The 21,052-nt window shown below is 72.7% G+C and carries 19 protein-coding genes; 8 read left to right on the top strand and 11 right to left on the bottom strand.

The window, feature by feature from the left end; translation table 11 throughout:
• Positions 1-130: 130 nt before the first annotated feature.
• Positions 131-1,357, bottom strand: coding sequence for a fumarylacetoacetase (gene fahA, locus AB0K02_RS07760; protein WP_365991429.1), 1,227 nt, complete (start codon positions 1,355-1,357; stop codon positions 131-133).
• A 114-nt stretch (positions 1,358-1,471) separates the two neighbouring features.
• The gene (locus AB0K02_RS07755) at positions 1,472-3,445 is read right to left on the bottom strand and encodes a CocE/NonD family hydrolase (protein WP_365991428.1); all 1,974 of its coding nucleotides are present in this window, start codon (positions 3,443-3,445) and stop codon (positions 1,472-1,474) included.
• A 219-nt stretch (positions 3,446-3,664) separates the two neighbouring features.
• On the opposite strand from AB0K02_RS07755, the gene AB0K02_RS07750 reads away from it, so the two are divergent.
• Positions 3,665-4,675 (top strand): polyprenyl synthetase family protein, encoded by a 1,011-nt coding sequence (locus AB0K02_RS07750; protein ID WP_365991427.1) that lies wholly within the window; start codon positions 3,665-3,667, stop codon positions 4,673-4,675.
• Between the two features lie 176 nt (positions 4,676-4,851).
• On the top strand, positions 4,852-6,069 hold the full coding sequence (locus AB0K02_RS07745) for a DUF2092 domain-containing protein (RefSeq protein WP_365991426.1): 1,218 nt from the start codon (positions 4,852-4,854) through the stop codon (positions 6,067-6,069).
• A gap of 186 nt (positions 6,070-6,255) precedes the next feature.
• Here the strand turns inward: AB0K02_RS07745 and AB0K02_RS07740 are convergent, their stop codons facing one another.
• The gene (locus AB0K02_RS07740; RefSeq protein WP_365991425.1) at positions 6,256-7,581 is read right to left on the bottom strand and encodes a M28 family metallopeptidase; all 1,326 of its coding nucleotides are present in this window, start codon (positions 7,579-7,581) and stop codon (positions 6,256-6,258) included.
• Positions 7,582-7,763: 182 nt separating this feature from the next.
• Positions 7,764-8,213 (bottom strand): VOC family protein, encoded by a 450-nt coding sequence (locus AB0K02_RS07735; RefSeq protein ID WP_365991424.1) that lies wholly within the window; start codon positions 8,211-8,213, stop codon positions 7,764-7,766.
• Between the two features lie 22 nt (positions 8,214-8,235).
• Between AB0K02_RS07735 and AB0K02_RS07730 the strand changes: the two genes are divergently transcribed.
• The 3 genes from AB0K02_RS07730 (at position 8,236) to AB0K02_RS07720 (ending at position 9,696) form a co-directional block, all read left to right on the top strand.
• Positions 8,236-8,853: a CGNR zinc finger domain-containing protein gene (locus tag AB0K02_RS07730; protein WP_365991423.1), complete on the top strand. Its 618-nt coding sequence runs from the start codon at positions 8,236-8,238 to the stop codon at positions 8,851-8,853.
• On the top strand, positions 8,850-9,257 hold the full coding sequence (locus AB0K02_RS07725) for an SRPBCC domain-containing protein (protein WP_365991422.1): 408 nt from the start codon (positions 8,850-8,852) through the stop codon (positions 9,255-9,257). Before AB0K02_RS07730 ends, AB0K02_RS07725 begins: the two co-directional genes overlap by 4 nt.
• 73 nt (positions 9,258-9,330) lie before the next feature.
• Positions 9,331-9,696 carry a DUF6401 family natural product biosynthesis protein gene (locus AB0K02_RS07720; protein WP_365991514.1) on the top strand — a complete coding sequence of 122 codons (366 nt, stop codon included), beginning with the start codon at positions 9,331-9,333 and terminating at the stop codon, positions 9,694-9,696.
• 345 nt (positions 9,697-10,041) lie between these two features.
• Here AB0K02_RS07720 and rarD read toward each other — a convergent pair whose 3' ends face one another.
• Positions 10,042-11,052: an EamA family transporter RarD gene (gene rarD / locus AB0K02_RS07715; protein ID WP_365991421.1), complete on the bottom strand. Its 1,011-nt coding sequence runs from the start codon at positions 11,050-11,052 to the stop codon at positions 10,042-10,044.
• A gap of 206 nt (positions 11,053-11,258) precedes the next feature.
• Complete coding sequence (locus AB0K02_RS07710; RefSeq protein ID WP_365991420.1) at positions 11,259-12,119, bottom strand: SDR family oxidoreductase; 861 nt, start codon at positions 12,117-12,119, stop codon at positions 11,259-11,261.
• Between the two features lie 108 nt (positions 12,120-12,227).
• Here AB0K02_RS07710 and AB0K02_RS07705 point away from each other — a divergent pair, with 108 nt between their 5' ends.
• Positions 12,228-12,629 carry a helix-turn-helix domain-containing protein gene (locus tag AB0K02_RS07705; protein WP_365991419.1) on the top strand — a complete coding sequence of 134 codons (402 nt, stop codon included), beginning with the start codon at positions 12,228-12,230 and terminating at the stop codon, positions 12,627-12,629.
• A gap of 83 nt (positions 12,630-12,712) precedes the next feature.
• Here AB0K02_RS07705 and AB0K02_RS07700 read toward each other — a convergent pair whose 3' ends face one another.
• From AB0K02_RS07700 to AB0K02_RS07680, 5 genes are all read right to left on the bottom strand, one after another.
• Positions 12,713-13,762, bottom strand: a complete 1,050-nt coding sequence (locus AB0K02_RS07700; RefSeq protein ID WP_365991417.1) for a 2-oxoacid:ferredoxin oxidoreductase subunit beta — start codon at positions 13,760-13,762, stop codon at positions 12,713-12,715.
• Positions 13,755-15,701: a 2-oxoacid:acceptor oxidoreductase subunit alpha gene (locus AB0K02_RS07695; protein ID WP_365991416.1), complete on the bottom strand. Its 1,947-nt coding sequence runs from the start codon at positions 15,699-15,701 to the stop codon at positions 13,755-13,757. Before AB0K02_RS07695 ends, AB0K02_RS07700 begins: the two co-directional genes overlap by 8 nt.
• 251 nt (positions 15,702-15,952) lie before the next feature.
• Entirely contained in the window at positions 15,953-16,612 is a 660-nt protein-coding gene (locus AB0K02_RS07690) for a response regulator transcription factor (protein WP_365991513.1), read from the bottom strand.
• Positions 16,613-16,906: 294 nt separating this feature from the next.
• Complete coding sequence (locus tag AB0K02_RS07685) at positions 16,907-18,223, bottom strand: sensor domain-containing protein (protein ID WP_365991512.1); 1,317 nt, start codon at positions 18,221-18,223, stop codon at positions 16,907-16,909.
• A gap of 434 nt (positions 18,224-18,657) precedes the next feature.
• Entirely contained in the window at positions 18,658-19,839 is a 1,182-nt protein-coding gene (locus AB0K02_RS07680) for a sensor domain-containing protein (RefSeq protein ID WP_365991415.1), read from the bottom strand.
• 204 nt (positions 19,840-20,043) lie between these two features.
• Between AB0K02_RS07680 and AB0K02_RS07675 the strand changes: the two genes are divergently transcribed.
• Together AB0K02_RS07675 and AB0K02_RS07670 are read left to right on the top strand one after the other, a co-directional pair.
• Entirely contained in the window at positions 20,044-20,442 is a 399-nt protein-coding gene (locus tag AB0K02_RS07675; RefSeq protein ID WP_177148552.1) for an NADH-quinone oxidoreductase subunit A, read from the top strand.
• The gene (locus AB0K02_RS07670; RefSeq protein ID WP_365991414.1) at positions 20,433-21,050 is read left to right on the top strand and encodes an NADH-quinone oxidoreductase subunit B family protein; all 618 of its coding nucleotides are present in this window, start codon (positions 20,433-20,435) and stop codon (positions 21,048-21,050) included. Before AB0K02_RS07675 ends, AB0K02_RS07670 begins: the two co-directional genes overlap by 10 nt.
• The last annotated feature ends 2 nt before the right edge of the window (positions 21,051-21,052 follow it).

The raw sequence follows: 21,052 nt of genomic DNA, 5'->3' as shown, positions 1-21,052 counted from the left end.
GGCGGAAAGGGATCAACGCCCCACGCACGTGTGAACGAATCCGTCGTGTTGACCCGACCGGTCGTGCGGGGGCCGCACAGCCCGGTACCCCGTCGGGGGTACCGGGCCCTCGCCGCGGTGGTGGGCGGCGTCAGGCGGAGGGCACGATGCGGCCCGTGACCTCGCCGAGGCCCACGCGGACGCCGTCGGGGCCGGGGGCCCAGGCGGTGAGCGTCACCTCGTCGCCGTCCTCCAGGAACGTGCGCTTGCCGTCGGGCAGTTCGAGGGCGTCGCGGCCGTTCCAGGTGAGTTCGAGGAGGGAGCCGCGCTGGTTCACCTCGGGACCGCTGACCGTGCCCGAGCCGAACAGGTCGCCCGTGCGCAGCGACGCGCCGTTGACCGTCATGTGCGCGAGCTGCTGCGCGGCCGTCCAGTACATGCTGGCGAACGGCGGCTCGGCCACCACATGACCGTTGAGCGCGACCGAGATGCGCAGGTCGAAGCCGCCGGGCTCCTCCTCGGCCGTGTCGTCGAGATACGGCTGCAGAGCGAAGTCCCGCGCCGGCGGCGCGGTCCGTGCGGCCTCCAGCGCCTCCAGGGGGGTGACCCAGGCGGCCACCGAGGTGGCGAAGGACTTGCCGAGGAACGGGCCGAGCGGCACGTACTCCCAGGCCTGGATGTCGCGCGCCGACCAGTCGTTGAGCAGGAAGAGCCCGAAGACGTGCTCGCGGAAGTCCGCGAGCGGGACGGGCCTGCCCTGCTGGGACGGGGTGCCGACGAGGAAGCCGACCTCGGCCTCGATGTCGAGCTTCACGGACGGGCCGAAGACGGGGGCCGGGTCGGCGGGCGCCTTGCGCTGCCCGCTCGGCCTGACGACGTCCGTACCGGACACGACGACCGTGCCCGACCGGCCGTGGTAACCGATCGGCAGGTGCTTCCAGTTGGGGGTGAGCGCGTCACCGTCGGGGCGGAAGATCCTTCCGACGTTGGTGGCGTGGTGCTCGCTCGCGTAGAAGTCGACGTAGTCCGCGACCTCGTACGGCAGGTGCATCGTCACCGCGTCGAGCGGGTGCAGCAGCGGCTCTATGTCGGGCCGGTGCGCGGGCACCGTGACCCAGGCGGTCAGGGCGCGCCGCACGTCGCGCCAGGCCGTGCGCCCGGCGGCGAGCAGCGGGTTGAGGCTCGGCTGCGCCAGCACCCCGGCGTACGGGGAGCCGAGCGCGAGGGCGGCGGCTCCGACATCGAGCACATGGCCGCCGATCCGGACGCCGAGCCTGCGGCGCTCCGGCTCGTCGGCCGTGGTGAAGACGCCGTACGGAAGGTTGTGCGGGCCGAAGGGATCGCCCTCGGCCAGATCGAGCGGGCTCTGCTCGGACATCGGTGCCTGCCTCGCTTTCCACGGGTGTGGGTGACACGTTACGTGCCTCCCCGACCGCTGCGGCAGGGCCCAATGGATCACACCGGGAGTGCTCCGGCGCAGGCGGTGCTCCCGTCAGCGCGTCGTGCGGGGCACGTGCTTCTCCCAGGTGCGGTGGAACACGATCTCGTCGCCGTCGCGGCACACCATCTCGTCGGAGGCGAGGAGGCCGGACGCGTCGCGGGTGAGGGCGGAGCGGGTCTCGACGCGGACGTCCCAGCCCAGTTCCGGCCGGTGGAAGCGGATCGTCCAGGTGGTGCGGGCCTGTGCGGAGAGCGGGTCGTCCTGCAAGATCGCGTACGTCTCGCGGGCCTCCTCGGTGTGCTCCAGGCCGTCCGGGTGGACATGCGTGCCCCCTCGGTGGGGCGTCGTCTCCAGGGTCCACAGGCCGTCCGCCACGTCCCGCGTCAGCAGCAGGCGCGGTCGGTCCCCGTCGAGGGTCTGGGGGACCGCGACGGCGGGCGGCTTCGCGTGCTCGGGCTCCGCGAACGCGCCGCCGGGCCCGGCCGGTTCGCGGACCGGCAGGTCGAGCCGCGAGCCCGCGGGGTCCAGGGTGAAGCCCGCCGCGTCCGGATGCGGCCAGAGCCAGGGCCAGTACGCGGAGGAGACCGCGAGCCGGACGCGGTGTCCCGGCGTGAAGGTGTGCGCGGCCAGGGACAGGTCGAACGACACGTCCTCCGTGGTGCCGGGCTCCCAGGCGAGCGCCCGCTCCCGGCCCGCACGCGCCGCCATGTCGAGGGCGCCGCGCGTGACGAGCGTGGAGGCGCCGTCCGGTGCGACGTCGCAGAGCCGGGCCACCGCCTGTCCGCGCGGCGCGTCCAGGCGCAGCCGCAGGGTCACCCGGGGCCGTCCGAGGACGACGAGGGGCGCCGTGCCGACGGGAAACTCGAAGCAGACCGACCGCGCGTCCTCCTCCCGCTGGTCCGGCGGCAGGTCGCCGGCGTGGCCCACGGGCCGGGTGCGGCCCGCGTCCGTCCCGGTGTGCTGCGGCGAGGACACGGGTACCGGGGCGCCCGGGGCGGCGCCGAGCGCGTAGGGGACGACGGTGACGTGCGGCGACGGCCAGGCGTCCTCGCCGGTCCAGCGGCCGCGGCCGGGCGCGCACGGCCCGAGCCGGCAGCGCAGCAGCGGCTCGGACAGCACCCCCGTGTCCCGGTCCTTCAGCCACTGGTCCCACCAGCGCAGCGTCTCCTGGAGGAAGCCGATCCCCCGTTCGGGGTCGCGGTCCGGGTACTGGCGCGGCCATGGGCCGATCAGCCCGCGCACCCGGTCCGCCGGCAGCCGCTCCACGAGCCGCAGCACGGTGTCGCGGGCGGGGTCGTGCAGGCCGCTCACCGCGAGGACGGCCGCCCGCACGGCGTCCGTGTCGTCGCTGATCCCGGCGCTCCGCCAGAACTCGTCGCGCAGCGGGTGCGCCAGCCACGCGGGCACGACGGGCTCGACGGCCTCCAGCCGCCGCAGCCACATCGCGCGCCACGCGTCGCCCGCGTGCAGCGGGTCCGGCGGCCGGGCCTCCTGCGCGAGCCGGGCGGCGGCCATGGAGTGCAGCGCCTCACCGGTGACCGCGCCGCCGAGATAGGGCCCGTCGGTGTCGTACGGGTCGTCGCTCGCGCACACCGCGACCACGGCCGACAGGGGCTGCGGCGCGAGCGCCGCGATCAGCAGGGCGCTCCGGCCGGCCGCGCCGATGCCGATCATGCCGACCCGGCCGGTGCTCCACGGCTGCCGTGCCAGCCACTCGACGACCGCGACGCCGTCCGCGAGCTCGGCCGCACCGCCCTCGGCGCCGGGCACGCCCTCGCTGTTGCCGTGCCCGCGCACGTCGACGCGGAGGCACGCGTAGCCGTGGCCCGCGTACCAGGGGTGGCGCTCCCCGTCGCGTACCGCCGTCGCGTCGGTGAGCCGGTCCGGTGCGTACTCGAGCAGAGCGGGCACGGGCTCGTCCGTCAGCGGCCGCCACAGGCGCGCGTACAGGGCGATGCCGTCGGGCAGGCGAATGCGCAGGTCCTCGTGAGCCGTCTCGTACGGAAAGTCTGTGCGGATACGCATGGCTGAACCTCGGTGGCAGGGCCCCGCCGAGGGGCGGCGGGGACCATCACTGGTAGGGGCAAAAGCCCCTGTTCCAGGTCATTGCGGCTGATCACGAACATACCGGGGGTGGCGGGAAGGCGCTCATGGTGATCGAAAGGCGACCGGATACGCTGACTTGAGTGAATCCAGCGACACATCGACAATCCGTGTGATCGTCAGCAGACAGGAGACCCCCTCGTGACCGTCGTCGGGCCGTTCGGGCTGAGCGTGCGGGACCAGGCTCTTGAGGCCGATGTCCAGACCGGATTGTCGGCTGTCGAGGCGGGCCTGCTCGACGCCACCAAGAGCGAGGTCCCGTTCATCACGGAGGCCGCACAGCACCTCGTACGGGCCGGGGGGAAGCGATTCCGCCCGCTGCTCGTGATGCTGGCCGCCCAATTCGGCGACCCGCACGCGCCGGGCGTCGTGCCCTCGGCCGTCGTCGTCGAGCTCACGCACCTCGCGACGCTGTACCACGACGACGTGATGGACGAGGCGGACGTGCGGCGCGGCGTGCCCAGCGCGAACACCCGCTGGGGCAACTCCGTGGCCGTCCTCACCGGCGACTTCCTGTTCGCCCGTGCCTCGCACATCCTGGCCGACCTCGGTCCGGAGGCCGTACGCATCCAGGCGGAGGCGTTCGAGCGGCTGGTCACCGGACAGATCCTGGAGACGGCGGGCCCGCGCGACGGCCGCGACCCGGTGGAGCACTACCTCGACGTGCTGGCCGGCAAGACGGGTTCGCTGGTCGCCGTGTCCTGCCGCTTCGGCGCGATGATGTCCGGCGCCGAGGAGCGGGTCGTCGAGGTCCTCACGCAGTACGGGGAGCGGCTCGGCGTCGCCTTCCAGCTCGCCGACGACGTCCTCGACATCGCCTCCGACTCGCACGAGTCGGGCAAGTCGCCGGGCACCGACCTGCGCGAGGGCATCCCGACGCTGCCGGTGCTGCACCTGCGCGCCGCTGCCGAGGCGCACGGCCGCCCCGAGGACCTGGACCTCGTCGCCCTGCTGGACGGCGACCTCAGCGACGACGAGCGGCACGCGGAGGCGCTGCGCCGGCTGCGCGAGCACCCGGCGCTGGAGCAGGCCCGGCAGGACTCCGTCCGCTTCGCGGAGGAGGCGCGGGCGATGCTCGCCCCGCTGCCCGACTGCTTCGCGAAGGCGGCACTGGAGGAGCTGTGCGACGCGGTGGTCCACCGCGCGGGCTGAGCCCTCGGCAGCTGCCCGCCCCGGCTGCTCTCCCCTACGGGACGGGGGACTTGGGGACGTGCGGTGTCATCCCAGAGGGGTACGCGATGTTGCGCCCGCGGGCTGACGCTTCCCTTCCACCGTTTTGGTCAGATGGTGAACACCACCCCTGACCAACCACGGAGGTAGGGCACACCATGGCACCGAACGACAGCGCACACTCCACCGAGGCGGCCGACGGCCTCGCGGCGGGGCGCCGCAAGGCCTCCCGCTATCTCGTCCCCCTCGCGGTGGCCGGGGTGGCGGCGGGGACCATCGGGCTCGTCCCGGCGCTCGCCGCCTCCGGTGACCCCGATCTGCCGAAGATCACCGCACAGCAGCTGATCGAGAAGATCGCCGCGTCCGACACCGAGCAGCTCTCCGGCACCGTCAAGATCACCACCGACCTGGGGCTGCCCGCACTCGACGGTCTGGCCGGCTCGCTCGCGGGGGCGGCCGGCGAGGGCGCCGAGGGCTCCTCCGCCGACCCGCAGGCGCAGTTGACCGAGCTCGCCTCGGGTACGCACACGCTGCGGATCGCGGCCGACGGGCCCGACCGCCAGAAGATCTCGATCCTGCGGGACTCGGACGAGTACAGCCTGATCCACAACGGCGACGAGATGTGGGGCTACGACAGCGCCTCCAACGAGGTCTTCCACGCCGAGGGGGACGGCAGCGGCGAGGGCGGCCACGGTTCCGCCGGGAAGCGGGGCGAGGACCTGCCGGCCACGCCGAAGGAGCTCGCGGACGAGGTGCTGAAGGCCTCCGAGGGCACGACGTCGATCACCGTCGGCGGCACGGCCAAGGTGGCCGGCCGGGACGCGTACCAGCTGGTCGTGAAGCCCGAGCAGAAGGGCTCGACGGTCGGTTCGGTCACCATCGCGGTGGACGCGGAGACCGGCACGCCGCTGAAGTTCACGCTCACGCCGAGCAGCGGCGGCAAGGCCGTCGTCGACGCGGGCTTCACCAAGGTCGACTTCTCCCGGCCCGCCGCCTCGACCTTCGACTTCACCCCGCCCAAGGGGGCGAAGGTGACGGAGGCCGACAGGCTGGAGGGGGAGAAGCACGCCCGCGAGGAGTTCGAGGGCGGCCTGGCGGACATCGCCGGACCGGACGTCATCGGCGAGGGCTGGACGTCCGTCGCCAGGATCGAGGCGCCCGGCGGAGCGGGCGCCGAGGCTCCGGACAAGGGCGACGTCCCGGCCGAGGCGCAGCAGTTCCTGGACGCCTTCGGGGACAAGGTCACCGGCGCGTTCGGCCAGGGCACGGTCTTCTCGACGCGCCTGGTCAACGCCCTGATGACGGACGACGGCACGGTCTACGTCGGCGCCGTGACGAAGGACGCCCTGATCGAGGCGGCCAACGCGGACAAGTAGCAGCCGCGGCCGGCCCGGCCGTGCCGGTCACGCCGCGCCATCACACCCTGCCGCCCCGCCCGCCCCGCCGTACGCCGCGTACGGCGGGGCGCGCTCGTGGGACGGGGCGCCGGACGACCTGGGGCGGTGGGCCCGCGGCGGAGGCGTCTCGGCCCCGCCGGGGCCCGAGGGCCGGAACCGGAGCCGTCAGAAGGTGAGCCTCCAGCTGTCGATGTAGCCGGTGTCGTACCGGGCCACGTCCTGCACCCGCAGATTCCAGGCGCCGTTGGCCGTCTCGGTCGAGGCGTCCACCGTGTAGGTCGTGATGACGTTGTCCGCCGAGTCGCTGCCGCTGGAGTTCTTCAGCCGGTACGCGGTCCCGTCCGGCGCGACGAGGTCGACCACCAGGTCGCCCCGCCAGGTGTGCTTGATGTCCACCCCGACCCTGAGGGCGGCCGGGGCGTTGCCCGTGCGCCCCGAGACGGTCACGGTCGAGGTGACGGCTGCCCCGGCGTCCGGTACGGCGACGTCGGCGGCGTTCTCGTAGACGTCGCCGGGCGGGACGGTGGTGCCGGCCGACAGGGTCCAGATCGCGTGGGCGACGGCGTCGCTGTTGCGGTCCAGCGCCGTGTCGTTGATGTTCGACGTCGTGTCGCACGAGGAGTGGTAGCAGCGGTCGAAGGCCTGGCCGGCCGTGCCGCCCCACTTCTGCGCCTGTGCGCTCGTCTTGGTGCGGCTGGCACCGGTGAACAGTCCGCCGACGGGTATGCCGACGTTCTTGAACGACGCGTGGTCCGAGCGCCCGTCGCCCTCGGTCTCGATCTCCGTCGGGACGCCGAGCGTGGCGAAGTAGTCCTTGAAGGTCTGCTCGATCGCCGGGTCGTCGTCGTAGACGAAGTAGCCGGGGTTCGGTGAGCCGATCATGTCGAAGTTCAGGTAACCGGAGATCTTCGACCGCTCCGTGGCCGGCAGGCTGTTCACGTAGTGCCGCGAGCCGACCAGGCCCAGCTCCTCCGCGCCCCACCAGCCGAAGCGCAGGTGCTTGGCGGGCTTCAGCTGCGCGCGGGAGACGGCCAGCGCGGTCTCCAGCACGGCGGCCGAACCCGAGCCGTTGTCGTTGATGCCGGCGCCGGAGGAGACCGAGTCGAGGTGGGCGCCGGCCATGACGGTCTGGTTGGCGTCACCGCCCGGCCAGTCGGCGATCAGGTTGTAGCCGGTCGTGCCGTTGTACGTGAACGGCTGGACCGAGGTGGTGAATCCGGCCGCGTCCAGCTTCGCCTTCACGTAGTCGAGGGACGCCTTGTAGCCGGGCCTGCCGTGCGCCCGGTTGCCGCCGTTGGCCGTCGCGATGGACTGGAACTCGGTGAGGTGCGCCTTGACGCCTGCGAGGGGTATGTCGGGTGCGGCGAGCGCGGCCGCCGGGGTGCTCGGTGCACCGGGTGCGGCGCCGGCCGCCGGCGCGCCGGCCGCGAGCAGCCCGGCGAGGGCGAAGGCGGCAGCCGCGAGCGTGCGTCTGGGAACGGAGAGGTTCATGTGGGGGCTCCGGATTCCGTACGGGGATGGAACGGAACGTGCGTGACGCCCCGGGCCGGCGGGGCCCGGGGCGCTGGAGCTTGACGTGCGCTGTGCGTGCTGAATGTTCAGTGAGATGTTGACGTACCGTCAAGAGCGGGATCCGGACAGCGGTGTTCGTATGCCGGACGTTCGAACGCTTGTCACTGGACGCAGAATTCGTTGCCCTCCGGGTCCGCCATCACCACCCACTCCCCGCCGGCCTCCTTCACGTGCCGCACGACCGTCGCCCCCAGCCGCAGCAGCCGCTCCGTCTCCGCGTCCCTCCCACCGGGCGCGGCGTGCACGTCGATGTGGAGGCGGTTCTTTCCGGTCTTCGCTTCCGGGACGCGCTGGAAGAGGATGCGCCGCCCGAGTCCTCCGCCGGTGTTCTCGTCGTAGGGGTCGTCCGGATGGCGGACGGCGGCCAGATCGCGCCATGCGCGCCGGCCGTGCGATTCCACGGTGGCTTCGACCGGCACGCCGCCGTGGGCGAGTACCTGCTCGACGATCCGGCTGTTGTCCTCGACGAGGTAGCCGAGGGCCTCGGCCCAGAAGTCCGCCTGGGTGTGCGGGTCGGCGGCGTCGACAACGAGCTTCCAGTGCAGTGTCATGGCAACCGGTTATAGTGGTTACATGGGTGGGACGGCAACGGAATCGCCGGGACTGGAGCTGCGGACACGGGAAGGGCGCCCCTACCGCTTCGACGCGGGGGCGCTCTGTCTGGAGCTGCTGACGACGGGCGGACCGGGCGAGTTCGCTCGCTACGAGGTGCTGGACGAGCCGGCCGGCCTGCTGCGCTGGGTGGCGGCCGGCCGGCTGCCCAAAGGCCTGCGGCTGGACGTCGACGACGCCTCGCCGGCGGCGGTGCGCCGAGTGAGGGACGCCCTGTGGCGGATGGCCGGCGCCCGCGTGCACGCCCGCGACCTCGACCCCGCGGACGTGGCGACGGTGAACGCTGCCGCCGCCGAGCCGCCCCTCGCCTTCGGCATCGCGGAGGACGGATCGCGGCAGTGGATGCCCGAGCGGGCCGAGGTCTCCGCGCTGCTGTCCACCGTCGCGCGCGACGCCGTGGAGCTCTTCACGGGCCCGTACGCGCACCGCATCCGCGAGTGCGCCGCACACGACTGCCGCTTGATCTTCGTCGACACCTCGCGGCCGGGCCGTCGTCGCTGGTGCGCGATGGAGCACTGCGGCAACCGCAGCAAGGTCCGGGCGCACCGCGCCCGCCGGGCCGAGGGAGACGGATCATGACCACCGGACTGACCAGGGACGCGGGCTGGGAGATCGGCGTGTCCAGGACCCTGCCACTGCCGCCCGCGGCCGTGTGGGACTTCCTCATGAGCCCCGAGGGGGTGGAGTTGTGGCTGGGCGAGGGCGTCCGGCTGCCCACGGTGAAGGGGGAGACGTACGAGACGGCCGACGGCGTCAGGGGCGAGATCCGTTCCTGCCGTCCCGGCGACCGCGTCCGCCTGACGTACGGCACGAGCACCGTGCAGGTGACTGTCTCCGCCGCCCGCTCCGGCGCCGGGGCCGTGCTCCGGTTCCACCAGGAGCGCCTGGCGGACGCGCAGGAGCGCGAGCGCCGCAGGGCGCACTGGAAGGCTGTGGCCGCGGAGGTGGAGCGGGCGCTGGGAGCCGACCGGGGCCGGGAGTGACCGGCCGCCCGGACGGGCGCTTTGCGGCCGACGTCACGTCTTGAGCGGTCTGTTCCCGGTCCAACGAGTGGAGATCGACGCATCGCCCCTCGGCGGGCCGCCCGGCTGTCCGGTGGTCGGCGTGGCCGCCGCGTACATGCCCCGGCTCTCTGAGTTCGCCTTCGAGCCGGGGCTCGTCGCAGCCGTCGACCAGCACGCGGCCGCCGTCCGCGACGCGCTGGTGCCGCTGGTGCCGGGGCAGCGCCGGTCCGGATCCCCGGGGCACGCGGAGCCGGGCGACGTGGTGCGCCGCGAGGATCTCGCGGACTGCGTACTGGGGTTCACCGACTGGCTGTCGGAGATCGAGTGGTCGGAGCCGGTCGGCTACGACTTCGCCACCCTGCGGCTCACGGCGGTCTGCTGGCTGATCCGCGAACACGATCCGCTCGGCGCCGCCTGACGCGGCGCACCGGCAGGGGCCCGGCCGACGGCCGTCGACCGGGCCCCTGCCCGTGTGTCTCCGGTGCCGACCGCGCAGCCTCGGGTGTCACATCGGGTCGCGGCCGGTGCCCGTTCCGGGCGGCGTGTCCTCGTCCCGTCCCCACTCCTGACCGCCGCCCATGCCGGTGCTGCGGCTGCCCGGCGGCGGCGTGCGCGCGGCCGCGCTGGCAGGCGGAGATGGTGTCCCTGTTGGGCGCGCCGCCTGGAGGCGGGGCGGGTGAGGGCGTACGGGGCCGCCCGCGGCAGGGCGCCCCCGCGCGGGGGGACGCCCCGACCGGCCCGGCCCGTCGGGACGGGCCGCGGGTCAGGCGGTGCGGTCCGGCTGGGCGGCGGGTGCCGGGGCCGTCGCGGTCGCCTCGGGCACGGGGGCGGTCCCGGGCTGCGCCGTCATCAGGGCGGCATCCGCCGCGAGACGCACCGCCTGTGCCTTGTTCCGGCGGGCCGTCCGCAGCGCGTCCCACGTCAGGCACGTCAGCGCCAGCCACACCAGCGCGAACCCGGCCCACCGCTCGGCGGGCATCGCCTCGTGGAAGTACAGGATGCCCAGCAGGAACTGGAACACCGGCGCCAGGTACTGGAGCAGCCCCAGCGTCGACAGCGGCACCCGGATGGCCGCGGCGCCGAAGCAGACGAGCGGCGCGGCCGTCACCACTCCCGTCGCGGCCAGCAGCGCCGCGTGGCCGGCGCCGTGGAAGCCGAAGGTCGACGAGCCGTTCGCGCCCAGCCACAGCAGGAAGCCGAGCGCCGGCAGGAACTGGATCGCCGTCTCGGCCGCCAGCGACTCCAGGCCGCCGATGTTGACCTTCTTCTTCACCAGGCCGTAGGTGGCGAAGGAGAACGCGAGCGTCAGCGAGATCCACGGCGGCCTGCCGTAGCCGATCGCGAGGACCAATACGGCGCCGAAGCCGATGCCCACGGCCGCCCACTGCGCGGGCCTCAGACGCTCCTTCAGCAGCAGGACGCCCATGGCGATGGTGACCAGGGGGTTGATGAAGTAGCCCAGCGAGGCCTCGACGACATGGCCCAAGTTCACGGCCCAGATGTAGACGCCCCAGTTGACGGTGATCACCGTCGCGGCGAGGGATATCAGGCCCAGCTTGCGCGGCTGCCGCACCAGTTCGCGCACCCAGCCCCACTGCTTCATCACGAGCAGGGCGACCGCCACGATCGCCAGGGACCACACCATCCGGTGGGCCAGGATCTCCATCGCCCCGGACGGCTTGAGCAGCGGCCAGAAAAGGGGGACCAGACCCCACATGCCGTAGGCGCCGATCCCGTACAGCAGTCCTGCCCGCTGTTCGTTCTGCGACTTCACTGACCCTCCTGCCCCTGCGCGCGCGTTCCCAGAAGAAGGTACGCGCGCGAGGGCGGGATGTCATGTCCGTATCGCCATACAGTCATGACGGATCTTGACGCGCGGGCGGGGCGGCACGGCCGAGGGGGGAGTGACCGACACGGGCGGGGCGGCGCGGCCGAGGGGGCGCGAGCGGCACCGGCGGGGCGGCGCGGCCGGGGGTGAGGTCAGGCGGTGGCCAGCGCCGCCGCGACCGTCTCGGCGAGCGGCGTCGTGGGCCGCCCGGCCAGCCGCGCCAGATCGCCGGTGGTGCGGGCCAGCAGCCCGCGGCCGATGGCCCGGTCGACGTCGACGAGGATGCGCGCGAACGGCTCCGGAACGCCCGCGCCGGTGAGGACGCCGAGGTGCGTCTCGCCCGGGACCTCGGTGTACGTGATGGTCCGGCCGGTCTGCCGCGACAGCTCGGCGGCGTACTCGGCGAGGGACCACGCGACGTCGCCGCTGAGCTCGTAGGCCGCGCCCAGATGGCCCTCGCCCGTCAGCACGGCGGCCGCGGCGGCCGCGTAGTCGGCGCGGGCCGCCGAGGCGATCCGGCCGTCGCCGGCGCTCCCGACGACGGTGCCGTGCTCCAGCACGGGGCCGAGGTTGCCCGTGTAGTTCTCGGTGTACCAGCCGTTGCGCAGGAAGGTGTGCGGCAGCCCGGAGTCGAGGATCAGCCGCTCGGTCACCTTGTGCTCGGCCGCCAGGTCGAAGTCGGCGTCGGGCCCGCCCAGTACGCCGGTGTACGCGAGCTGTGCGACGCCCGCGGCCTTCGCCGCCTCGATCACGGCGGTGTGCTGCGCGACGCGTCGGCCGACCTCGCTGCCGGAGATCAGCAGGACCCGGTCCCCGGCGCGGAAGGCCCCGTCGAGGGTGGCCGGCTCGCTGTAGTCGGCGATCCGCAGCTCGACGCCGCGCGCCGCGAGGTCCGCCGCCTTCTCCTTGTCACGGACCACGGCGGCGATCCGGTCGGCCGGGACGGTGGCGAGCAGCTCGTCGACGACGAGACGGCCGAGGGCTCCGGTGGCTCCGGTGACAACGATGCTCATGGGTGGTTTCTCCGTTCGCTTGCTTCCAGGGCGGTCGTCCGCCTGTAAAGCCACCCTAGGGAGAGCGCTAACGATTCGAAAGTACCCACTTTGAAGTAAGGTACTTGCATGGCCGTAAGCAGCAAGGGGGCCGGCGCCCCGGACGTGAACCGCGAGATGTGCCCGTCCCGGCTGATCCTCGAGCACGTGACCAGCCGCTGGGGCGTGCTCGTGCTCGCCGCCCTGCTGGAGCGCTCGTACCGCTTCAGCGAGCTGCGTCGGCACGTCGGCGGCGTCAGCGAGAAGATGCTGGCCCAGACCCTCCAGACGCTGGAGAGGGACGGCTTCGTGCACCGCGACGCCAAGCCCGTCATCCCGCCGCGCGTCGACTACTCGCTCACCGGGCTGGGCAGGGAGGCCGCCCGGCAGGTGTGGGACCTCGCGCGCTGGACGGAGCGGCGGGTGGCCGACGTGCAGGCGGCCCGGGCCGTGTACGACGAGGGGAAGGCCCGCGCGGCGGAGACCGCCTGACCGGGCGCCCCCGCCTCGCCCGCCGACGCGCAGGGGAAAGGGCCGGGAGCACCGCTCCCGGCCCTTTCCCGAATGAGGCGGCCTCAGCCGACGACCGTCCAGGTGTCGTTGCCGGCGAGGAGCGCCGCGAGATCGCCCTTGCCGTTCTGCTCCACGGCCGTTTCGAGCTGGTCGGCCATGAGCGTGTCGTAGACCGGCCGCTCCACGCTGCGCAGCACGCCGATGGGCGTGTGGTGCAGCGTGTCGTTGTCCGCGAGCCGGGACAGCGCGAAGGCCGTGGTCGGACTGGGGTTGTGCGCGTCGTGGACGAGGACCCTGGACTCGTTCTCCGCCGTCACCTGCACCACCGTGAGGTCACCGGTCCGCTCGTCGCGGACCACGCCCTTGGAGAGCTCGGGGCCGAACCGGATCGGCTTGCCGTGTTCCAGCCGGATCACGGCGTCATCCGCCTGCTCCTTGTCCTTGAGGATCTCGAAGGCGCCGTCGTTGAAGATGTTGCAGTTCTGGTAGATCTCGACGAGCGCGGTGCCCTGGTGGTCGGCGGCCTGCCGCAGCACCTCGGTGAGGTGCTTGCGGTCGGAGTCGACGGAGCGCGCGACGAACGACGCCTCGGCCCCCAGAGCCAGGGAGACCGGGTTGAACGGGGCGTCCAGCGACCCCATCGGCGTCGACTTGGTGATCTTGCCGAGCTCGGACGTCGGGCTGTACTGGCCCTTGGTGAGGCCGTAGATCCGGTTGTTGAACAGCAGGATCTTGAGGTTCACATTGCGGCGCAGGGCGTGGATCAGGTGGTTGCCGCCGATGGACAGCGCGTCGCCGTCCCCGGTGACGACCCAGACGGACAGGTCGCGGCGGGAGGAGGCGAGGCCGGTCGCGATGGCGGGGGCGCGGCCGTGGATGGAGTGCATCCCGTAGGTGTTCATGTAGTACGGGAAGCGCGAGGAGCAGCCGATGCCGGAGACGAACACGATGTTCTCCTTCGCCAGGCCGAGCTCGGGCATGAAGCCCTGCACGGCGGCGAGGATCGCGTAGTCACCGCAACCGGGGCACCAGCGCACTTCCTGATCGGACTTGAAGTCCTTCATGGACTGCTTGGCCTCGGCCTTGGGCACCAGCGAGAGCGCCTCAGTCATTGATGGCCTCCTTGAGAGCTTCTGCGAGCTGCTCCGCCTTGAACGGCATCCCGTTCACCTGGGTGTGGCTCTGCGCGTCGACCAGGTACTTCGCCCGGATCAGGGCGGTGAGCTGGCCGAGGTTCATCTCCGGTACCACTACCTTGCGGTAACGCCCGAGGACGTCCCCGAGATTCCCCGGGAAGGGGTTGAGGTGGCGCAGATGGACCTGCGCGATGGGCAGGCCCGCGGCCCGCAGGCGCCGTACGGCGGCCGTGATCGGGCCGTACGTCGAGCCCCATCCGAGCACCAGGGTCCGGGCGCCGTCCGGGTCGTCGACCTCGACGTCGGGCACCTGGATTCCGTCGATCTTGGCCTGACGGGTGCGGACCATGAAGTCGTGGTTGGCCGGGTCGTACGAGATGTTGCCGCTGCCGTCCTGCTTCTCGATGCCGCCGATGCGGTGCTCCAGGCCGGGCGTGCCGGGCAGCGCCCAGGGGCGGGCCAGCGTCTGCGGGTCGCGCTTGTAGGGCCAGAACACCTCGGTGCCGTCGTCCAGCGTGTGGTTCGGCCCGGTGGCGAACTGGACGCGCAGGTCGGGCAGGTCGTCGAGGTCCGGGATGCGCCAGGGCTCGGAGCCGTTGGCGAGGTACCCGTCGGACAGCAGGAAGACCGGGGTCCGGTACGTCAGCGCGATCCGGGCCGCCTCGATGGCCGCGTCGAAACAGTCGGCCGGGGTGCGGGGGGCGACGACCGGCACCGGTGCCTCGCCGTTGCGCCCGTACATGGCCTGCAGCAGGTCGGCCTGCTCGGTCTTGGTCGGCAGACCGGTGGAGGGGCCGCCGCGCTGGATGTCCACCACCAGCAGCGGCAGCTCCAGCGACACGGCGAGCCCGATCGTCTCCGACTTCAGCGCCACACCCGGACCGGAGGTGGTGGTCACCGCCAGAGAACCGCCGAACGCCGCGCCCAGCGCAGCGCCGATCCCGGCGATCTCGTCCTCGGCCTGGAAGGTGCGCACGCCGAAGTTCTTGTGCTTGGACAGCTCGTGCAGGATGTCCGAGGCGGGGGTGATCGGGTACGAGCCCAGGTACAGCGGGAGATCGGCCTGCTTGCTGGCGGCGATCAGCCCGTAGGACAGGGCCAGGTTGCCGGAGATGTTGCGGTACGTGCCCGTGGGGAAGGCGCTGGTGGCCGGGGCGACCTCGTAGGAGACCGCGAAGTCCTCGGTCGTCTCGCCGAAGTTCCAGCCGGCGCGGAAGGCGGCGATGTTCGCCTCGGCGATGGCCGGCTTCTTCGCGAACTTCGTCCGCAGGAAGGACTCCGTGCCCTCGGTCGGCCGGTGGTACATCCAGCTGAGCAGCCCCAGAGCGAACATGTTCTTGCTGCGCTCGGCCTCCTTGCGGGAGAGGCCGAGGTCCTTGAGCGCCTCGATCGTCAGCGTCGTCAGCGGCACGGGGTGGACGTGGTACGCGTCCAGCGAGCCGTCCTCCAGCGGAGAGACGTCGTAGCCGACCTTGGCCATCGCCCGCTTGGCGAACTCGTCCGTGTTGACGATGATCTCGCCGCCGCGCGGCACGTCGCCGATGTTGGCCTTGAGCGCCGCCGGATTCATCGCGACCAGCACGTTCGGCGCGTCGCCGGGTGTGAGGATGTCGTGGTCGGCGAAGTGCAGCTGGAAGCTGGAGACACCCGGCAGGGTGCCGGCGGGGGCCCGGATCTCGGCGGGGAAGTTCGGCAGCGTGGACAGGTCGTTGCCGAACGACGCCGTCTCGGAGGTGAACCTGTCACCCGTCAGCTGCATGCCGTCACCGGAGTCACCCGCGAAGCGGATGATCACCCGGTCCAGTCGGCGGATCTCCTTGTCGCCCACGTGCCTGCGCTGCTCGCCGACGACGGCCTCACGGCCACCGTTGGCCTCGTCGGCCTGCTCGGCCGGCCTACTGACCTGGCTGGTCACTGAACTGGACCTCCCTCGAGGCGGTTCCTCGGGGCGGCCGGCCAACCGACCGTCCCACTGGCAACCCTACGACGGTAAGGGTCGCCTTCCCTGGACCGCTCATATGTCGGACGCCCCTATGAGACGTCGTGTCGCCCTGCTTTGTCACGCTTCATCCGTCCCAGGATCCTCTCCCGTACCTCTTCCCCTCGTCATTCGTCGGTCCTGGGTCCCGGGTGTCGGCGCCGCCGCCGGATGCGGCGGGCGGAAGATCAGGAATTCAGGTACGTCAGCACGGCCAGCACGCGCCGGTGGTCGCCCACGCTGGGGGCAAGACCGAGCTTGAGGAAGATGTTGCTCACGTGCTTCTCCACCGCGCCGTCGCTCACGACGAGCTGCTTGGCGATCGCCGAGTTCGTCCGGCCCTCGGCCATCAGACCGAGGACCTCCCGTTCCCGGGGGGTGAGCCCGGCGAGGACGTCCTGCTTGCGGCTCCGGCCGAGCAGTTGCGCCACCACCTCCGGATCCAGGGCGGTGCCGCCGCGGGCCACGCGCACGACGGCGTCCACGAACTCTCGTACCTCGGCTACCCGGTCCTTCAGCAGATAGCCCACGCCGCGGGTGCTGCCCGCGAGCAGTTCGGTCGCGTACTGCTCCTCCACGTACTGGGACAGGACCAGCACGCCGACCGCGGGGTGCTCGCGGCGCAGCTGCACCGCGGCCCGGACGCCCTCGTCCGTATGGGTGGGCGGCATCCGCACGTCGGCGACCACGACGTCCGGCAGCGCGTCCTGGTCCGCCAGCTCGGCAACGGTCTTGATCAACGCCTGCGCGTCGCCGACGCCCGCCACGACGTCGTGCCCGCGGTCGGTCAGCAGCCGGGTCAGCCCCTCCCGCAGCAGGACCGAATCCTCGGCGATGACCACCCGCACCCTGTCCTCCACAGCCTTGCGTCCCCCCTGTGCGATGAACCTTCCGGGCCTGCGCCGCCCAGCATTCCAGCTTCGTCTCGAAATCGGGTCCAGGCTGATGTATTGCCGGGGCCCCGCGGAGGTACGGCCGCACGCGCAGGACCGGGGCCGCCCGTCCGGGCCGCCGCCCGGGGGGACGCAGCGGGGAGCGAAGGGGTTGAGGAGTGACGAGGGCGCCGACGGCCCGTGCGGCGTGGCCGGGTTTCCCGGCGGTCGCAGGGGCGGGGTCCGGACCGGTGGGCCAGGGCGCGGGGATCAGCCGCGCCAGGGCAGCTCGGCCGTGACGGTGGTCGGGCCGCCCTCCGGGGAATCGACGGCGAGGACGCCGTCCACCGCGCCCAGCCGTTCCGCGAGCCCGGCCAGACCGCTGCCCGCCGCCTGGTCCGCGCCGCCTCTGCCGTCGTCCGTGACCTGGAGCATCAGCCGGTCCTGCGAGCGCCAGACGTCGACCGAGGCGCGGGTCGCCCGGGCGTGCCTGCTCACGTTCCGCAGGAGCTCCGAGACCGTGAAGTACGCGATGCCCTCGATCGCCGCCGCCGGCCTGCGGTCCAGGTCGACATCGAGCGTCACCGGCACCGCGCAGCGCGAGGCGACGGCGGACAGTGCGGCGTCCAGGCCGCGGTCGGTGAGCACGGCGGGGTGGATGCCGCGGGCGAGGTCGCGCAGCTCCCGCAGCGCCACCTTGACCTCGCCGTGCGCCTCGTCGACCATGCGGGCCGCCGCGTGCGGGTCCTCCGACAGCTTCTCCTTGGCGAGCCCGAGGTCCATGGCCAGGGCGACCAGCCGCGCCTGGGCGCCGTCGTGGAGATCGCGTTCGATACGGCGCAGGTCGGCCGCGGCCGTGTCGACGACCGCGCCCCGGTCCGACTCCAGCTCGACGACGCGGCTCGCCAGCCGGGAGGGGCCGAGCAGCCCGGCCACCATCAGCCGGTCGACGCCGGTCAGCGCGCGGACGACCCAGGGCGTGGCCAGGGTGAGCAGCAGGCCGACGAGGCTGGTGACGGCGACCTCGAAGGGGGAGTCGAGGGAGAACTCGTGAGTTCCGTCGCCGTAGAGCTGCAGCCCGTCGACGCCCGCGTACACGGGGAAGACCGACTGCCACAGCGGGTAGAGGAGCAGCGCCCAGCCCGTCGTCCACAGGGGCACCGCGAGGCAGAAGCCGAAGACGGCCCACGGGAAGTGGAGGACCGCGTACAGCAGGTGCCGCCAGGAGGCCCCGCTCTTGACGACGCCCCCGATCCAGCCGGCGGCGCCGCTCCTCCGGACGCGGACCGGCCCGGGCGCGGCGACGTCCACGCCCAGCAGGGCCCTGGCGCGGACCCGCTCCACCGCGCCGAACCCGCGCAGCACGGCGAACGACACCGCGAGCAGCGGCACACCGAGGAACGTGACGAGCAGTCCGGCGCTCGCGGCGGTCAGGGAGACGGCGAGGGCGAAGAGGAGCACGCTCAGGGGCAGGCTGAGCAGGATCCATCCGAACTCGCGCCAGGTCCTGCCCTCGAGCGGCGCACGCAGTACGGGAGGCAGGAAGTGCGTGCGGGCCCTGGGCACTGCGGCGTATCGGTCATCCATGGCCGTCGGCGTGGTCCGTTCCGCGAAGAGGTCTCGTTCTGCGCTGCTGGCTGTCATGTCCACAAGCCTGCTGGCGGGGCGGGACGTGCACCATGAGGGCGGTATCCGTTCGCGCGGGGGGTTTCCCCCACCACGGGAGCCGGCCGGCGGCCCGGAGTCACCGCCCTCCTGCGGCGGGCGACCCGCGTCTTCCTCAAGGCCGGCGGTCCCGGTTCCCAGCGCGGCGGACCGGACTCCGGCTCCGGCTCTGCTCCTCAGCGCCGGCCGCCCGGGAGCCGGCCCTGGCTCTGGTCCTCAGTGCCTGGACCTGGCTCCGGCTCTGGGCCTCAGCGGCTGGAGCCGACCGCGGCCCGTTTTCGCAGCGCCCGCCTGGAGCCGGCCGCGGCCCCGGTTTCTCGGCGCCGGTCGCCTGGAGCAGCCGCGGGCCCGGTGGCTCAGCGCCCGCCGTGCTCCGTCCGCGCGCGCCAGGGCAGCTCGGCCGTGACCGTGGTCGGTCCGCCCGCCGGCGAGTGCAGCGCGAAGAGGCCGTCCACCGCGTCGAGCCGCTCGGCCAGGCCCGCCATCCCGGTCCCGGCGTCCAGCCGCGCCCCACCCCTGCCGTCGTCCACGACCTGGATGAGCAGCCGCTCGTCCACCCGCCACACGTCCACCGAGGCACGGGTCGCCTGCGCGTGCTTGCTCACGTTCTGCAGGAGCTCCGAGACCGTGAAGTACGCGATGCCCTCGATCGCCTCCGCCGGCCGTTCGGTCAGATCCACCGTCACCGTCACCGGGGCCGTGCAGCGGGACGCGATCGCGGACAGGGCGGCGTCCAGGCCGCGGTCGGTGAGCACGGCGGGGTGGATGCCGCGGGCGAGGTCGCGCAGCTCCTGGAGTGCGAGCTTCACCTCGCCGTGCGCCTCGTCGACCATCGCCGCCGCGGCGGCGGGATCGTCCAGGAGCTTCTCCTTGGCGAGGCCGAGCCCCATCGCGAGGGCGACCAGCCGCGCCTGGGCGCCGTCGTGGAGATCGCGTTCGATACGGCGCAGGTCGGCCGCGGCCGTGTCGACGACGACGCCCCGGTCGGACTCCAACTCCGCGATGCGCCGCTCCAGTTCGTCCGACGGCGACAGCAGGCCGCGCACCATCGCACGGTCCGCGCCCGCCATGGCGTGCGTCAGGAACGGCAGCACCGGCCAGAGCACGATCAGCCCCACCAGCGTGACGGTGAACGTCAGCACGCCCCACGGCAGCCGGACGAACGAGTACAGCACCGTCCGCCAGGCCACCGGGTCCTTCAGCCGCGACCAGACCCAGGGGACCAGGCCGCCGCCCCGGGGACGGCCGAGCGGGCTGGGCTCGTCGACCTCCACGCCGAGCAGCGCGCGGGCCCTGGCCCGTTCCGCCCGCCCGATCCTGCGGGCTCCCGCGAGAGCGAGGGCCAGCAGGGGCAGGCCGATCACGGTGACCGACAGGCCCACGCCGACGACCACGGTGACCGCGACGTAGACGAAGGAGAGCAGCGAGGCGGGGAAATCCCCCAGCAGGTGCGCGACCTCCTTCCAGGTGCGGCGGTGGAAAGCGAAGCGCACGGGCGGCGGTCCTCCGTTGTCCGGAGTGGGGTTGCTCGCGGTCATGAGGGCCAGCCTGCCGGGCGGGAACTGCGGACGCCATGGGGTTCCTGGGTGGGGTCGGGTGGGGACAACCCCACCTGAACCCCGACGCGACTGCTTACGCTCCCTTTAGCAGGGCCTAGACTCCGGTGCGTAGGGACCAACGACGTCGAACGCCGTCGAACACGGCCCCGACGAGGTCAACGAGGTCAGGGAGCGAGGGCGGACGTGCCGGAAACGACCGTGGTCGTCACCGCGGCGGACTACTTCCAGAGCTACTCGGTCGTCGGACTGCTCGCGGTGATCGGCGTGCTGTTCGTCGCCGTGGCCTTCGGCGCCGGGCGGCTGCTGCGGCCGGTGGTGCCGACCCCGGAGAAGCTGCTCACCTACGAGTGCGGTGTCGACCCCGTCGGCGAGGGCTGGGCCCACACCCAGGTCCGGTACTACGTCTACGCCTTCCTGTACGTGATCTTCGCCGTCGACTCGATCTTCCTCTTCCCGTGGGCGACCGTCTTCGCCGCCGGGGGCTACGGCGCGACGACGCTCGTCGAAATGTTCATCTTCCTCGGCTTCCTGGCCGTGGGACTGCTCTACGCGTACAAGAAGGGCGTCCTGACATGGGCGTGACTCCCGTGGACCTTCCCGAGCCCCGGCGGCTCGGCGCGCTGGCGCGCCTCGCCCCCGAGCCGATGAAGGTCGTCCTCAACTGGGGCCGCCGCTACAGCCTGTGGGTCTTCAACTTCGGGCTCGCCTGCTGCGCCATCGAGTTCATCGCGGCCTCCATGGCCCGGCACGACTTCATCCGCCTCGGCGTGATCCCCTTCGCGCCGGGTCCGCGCCAGGCCGACCTCATGATCGTCTCCGGCACGGTGACGGACAAGATGGCCCCTGCCGTGAAGCGTCTGTACGAGCAGATGCCCGAGCCCAAGTACGTCATCTCCTTCGGCGCCTGCTCCAACTGCGGGGGCCCCTACTGGGACTCGTACTCCGTCACCAAGGGCGTCGACCAGATCATCCCCGTCGACGTTTACGTGCCCGGCTGCCCGCCGCGTCCGGAGGCGCTGCTCCAGGGCATCCTCAAGCTGCAGGAGAAGATCGCCCGCGAGTCGCTCGGCGAGCGCTACGGGCACGGCGGGGGAGCCCGCCCGTCCACCGCGGCGCTGCGCAGCGGTCTCGTGAGCCCGCCCCCGGCCGCCGGCGCGGCCTCCGACGCCGGATCGGAGGGCGAGCGGTGAAG

The organism is Streptomyces sp. NPDC049597 (assembly GCF_040675505.1).
Classification (GTDB): Bacteria; Actinomycetota; Actinomycetes; order Streptomycetales; family Streptomycetaceae; genus Streptomyces.
Note: the sequence above shows the minus strand (reverse complement) of the source record. Positions and strands in the feature narration are given on the sequence as shown.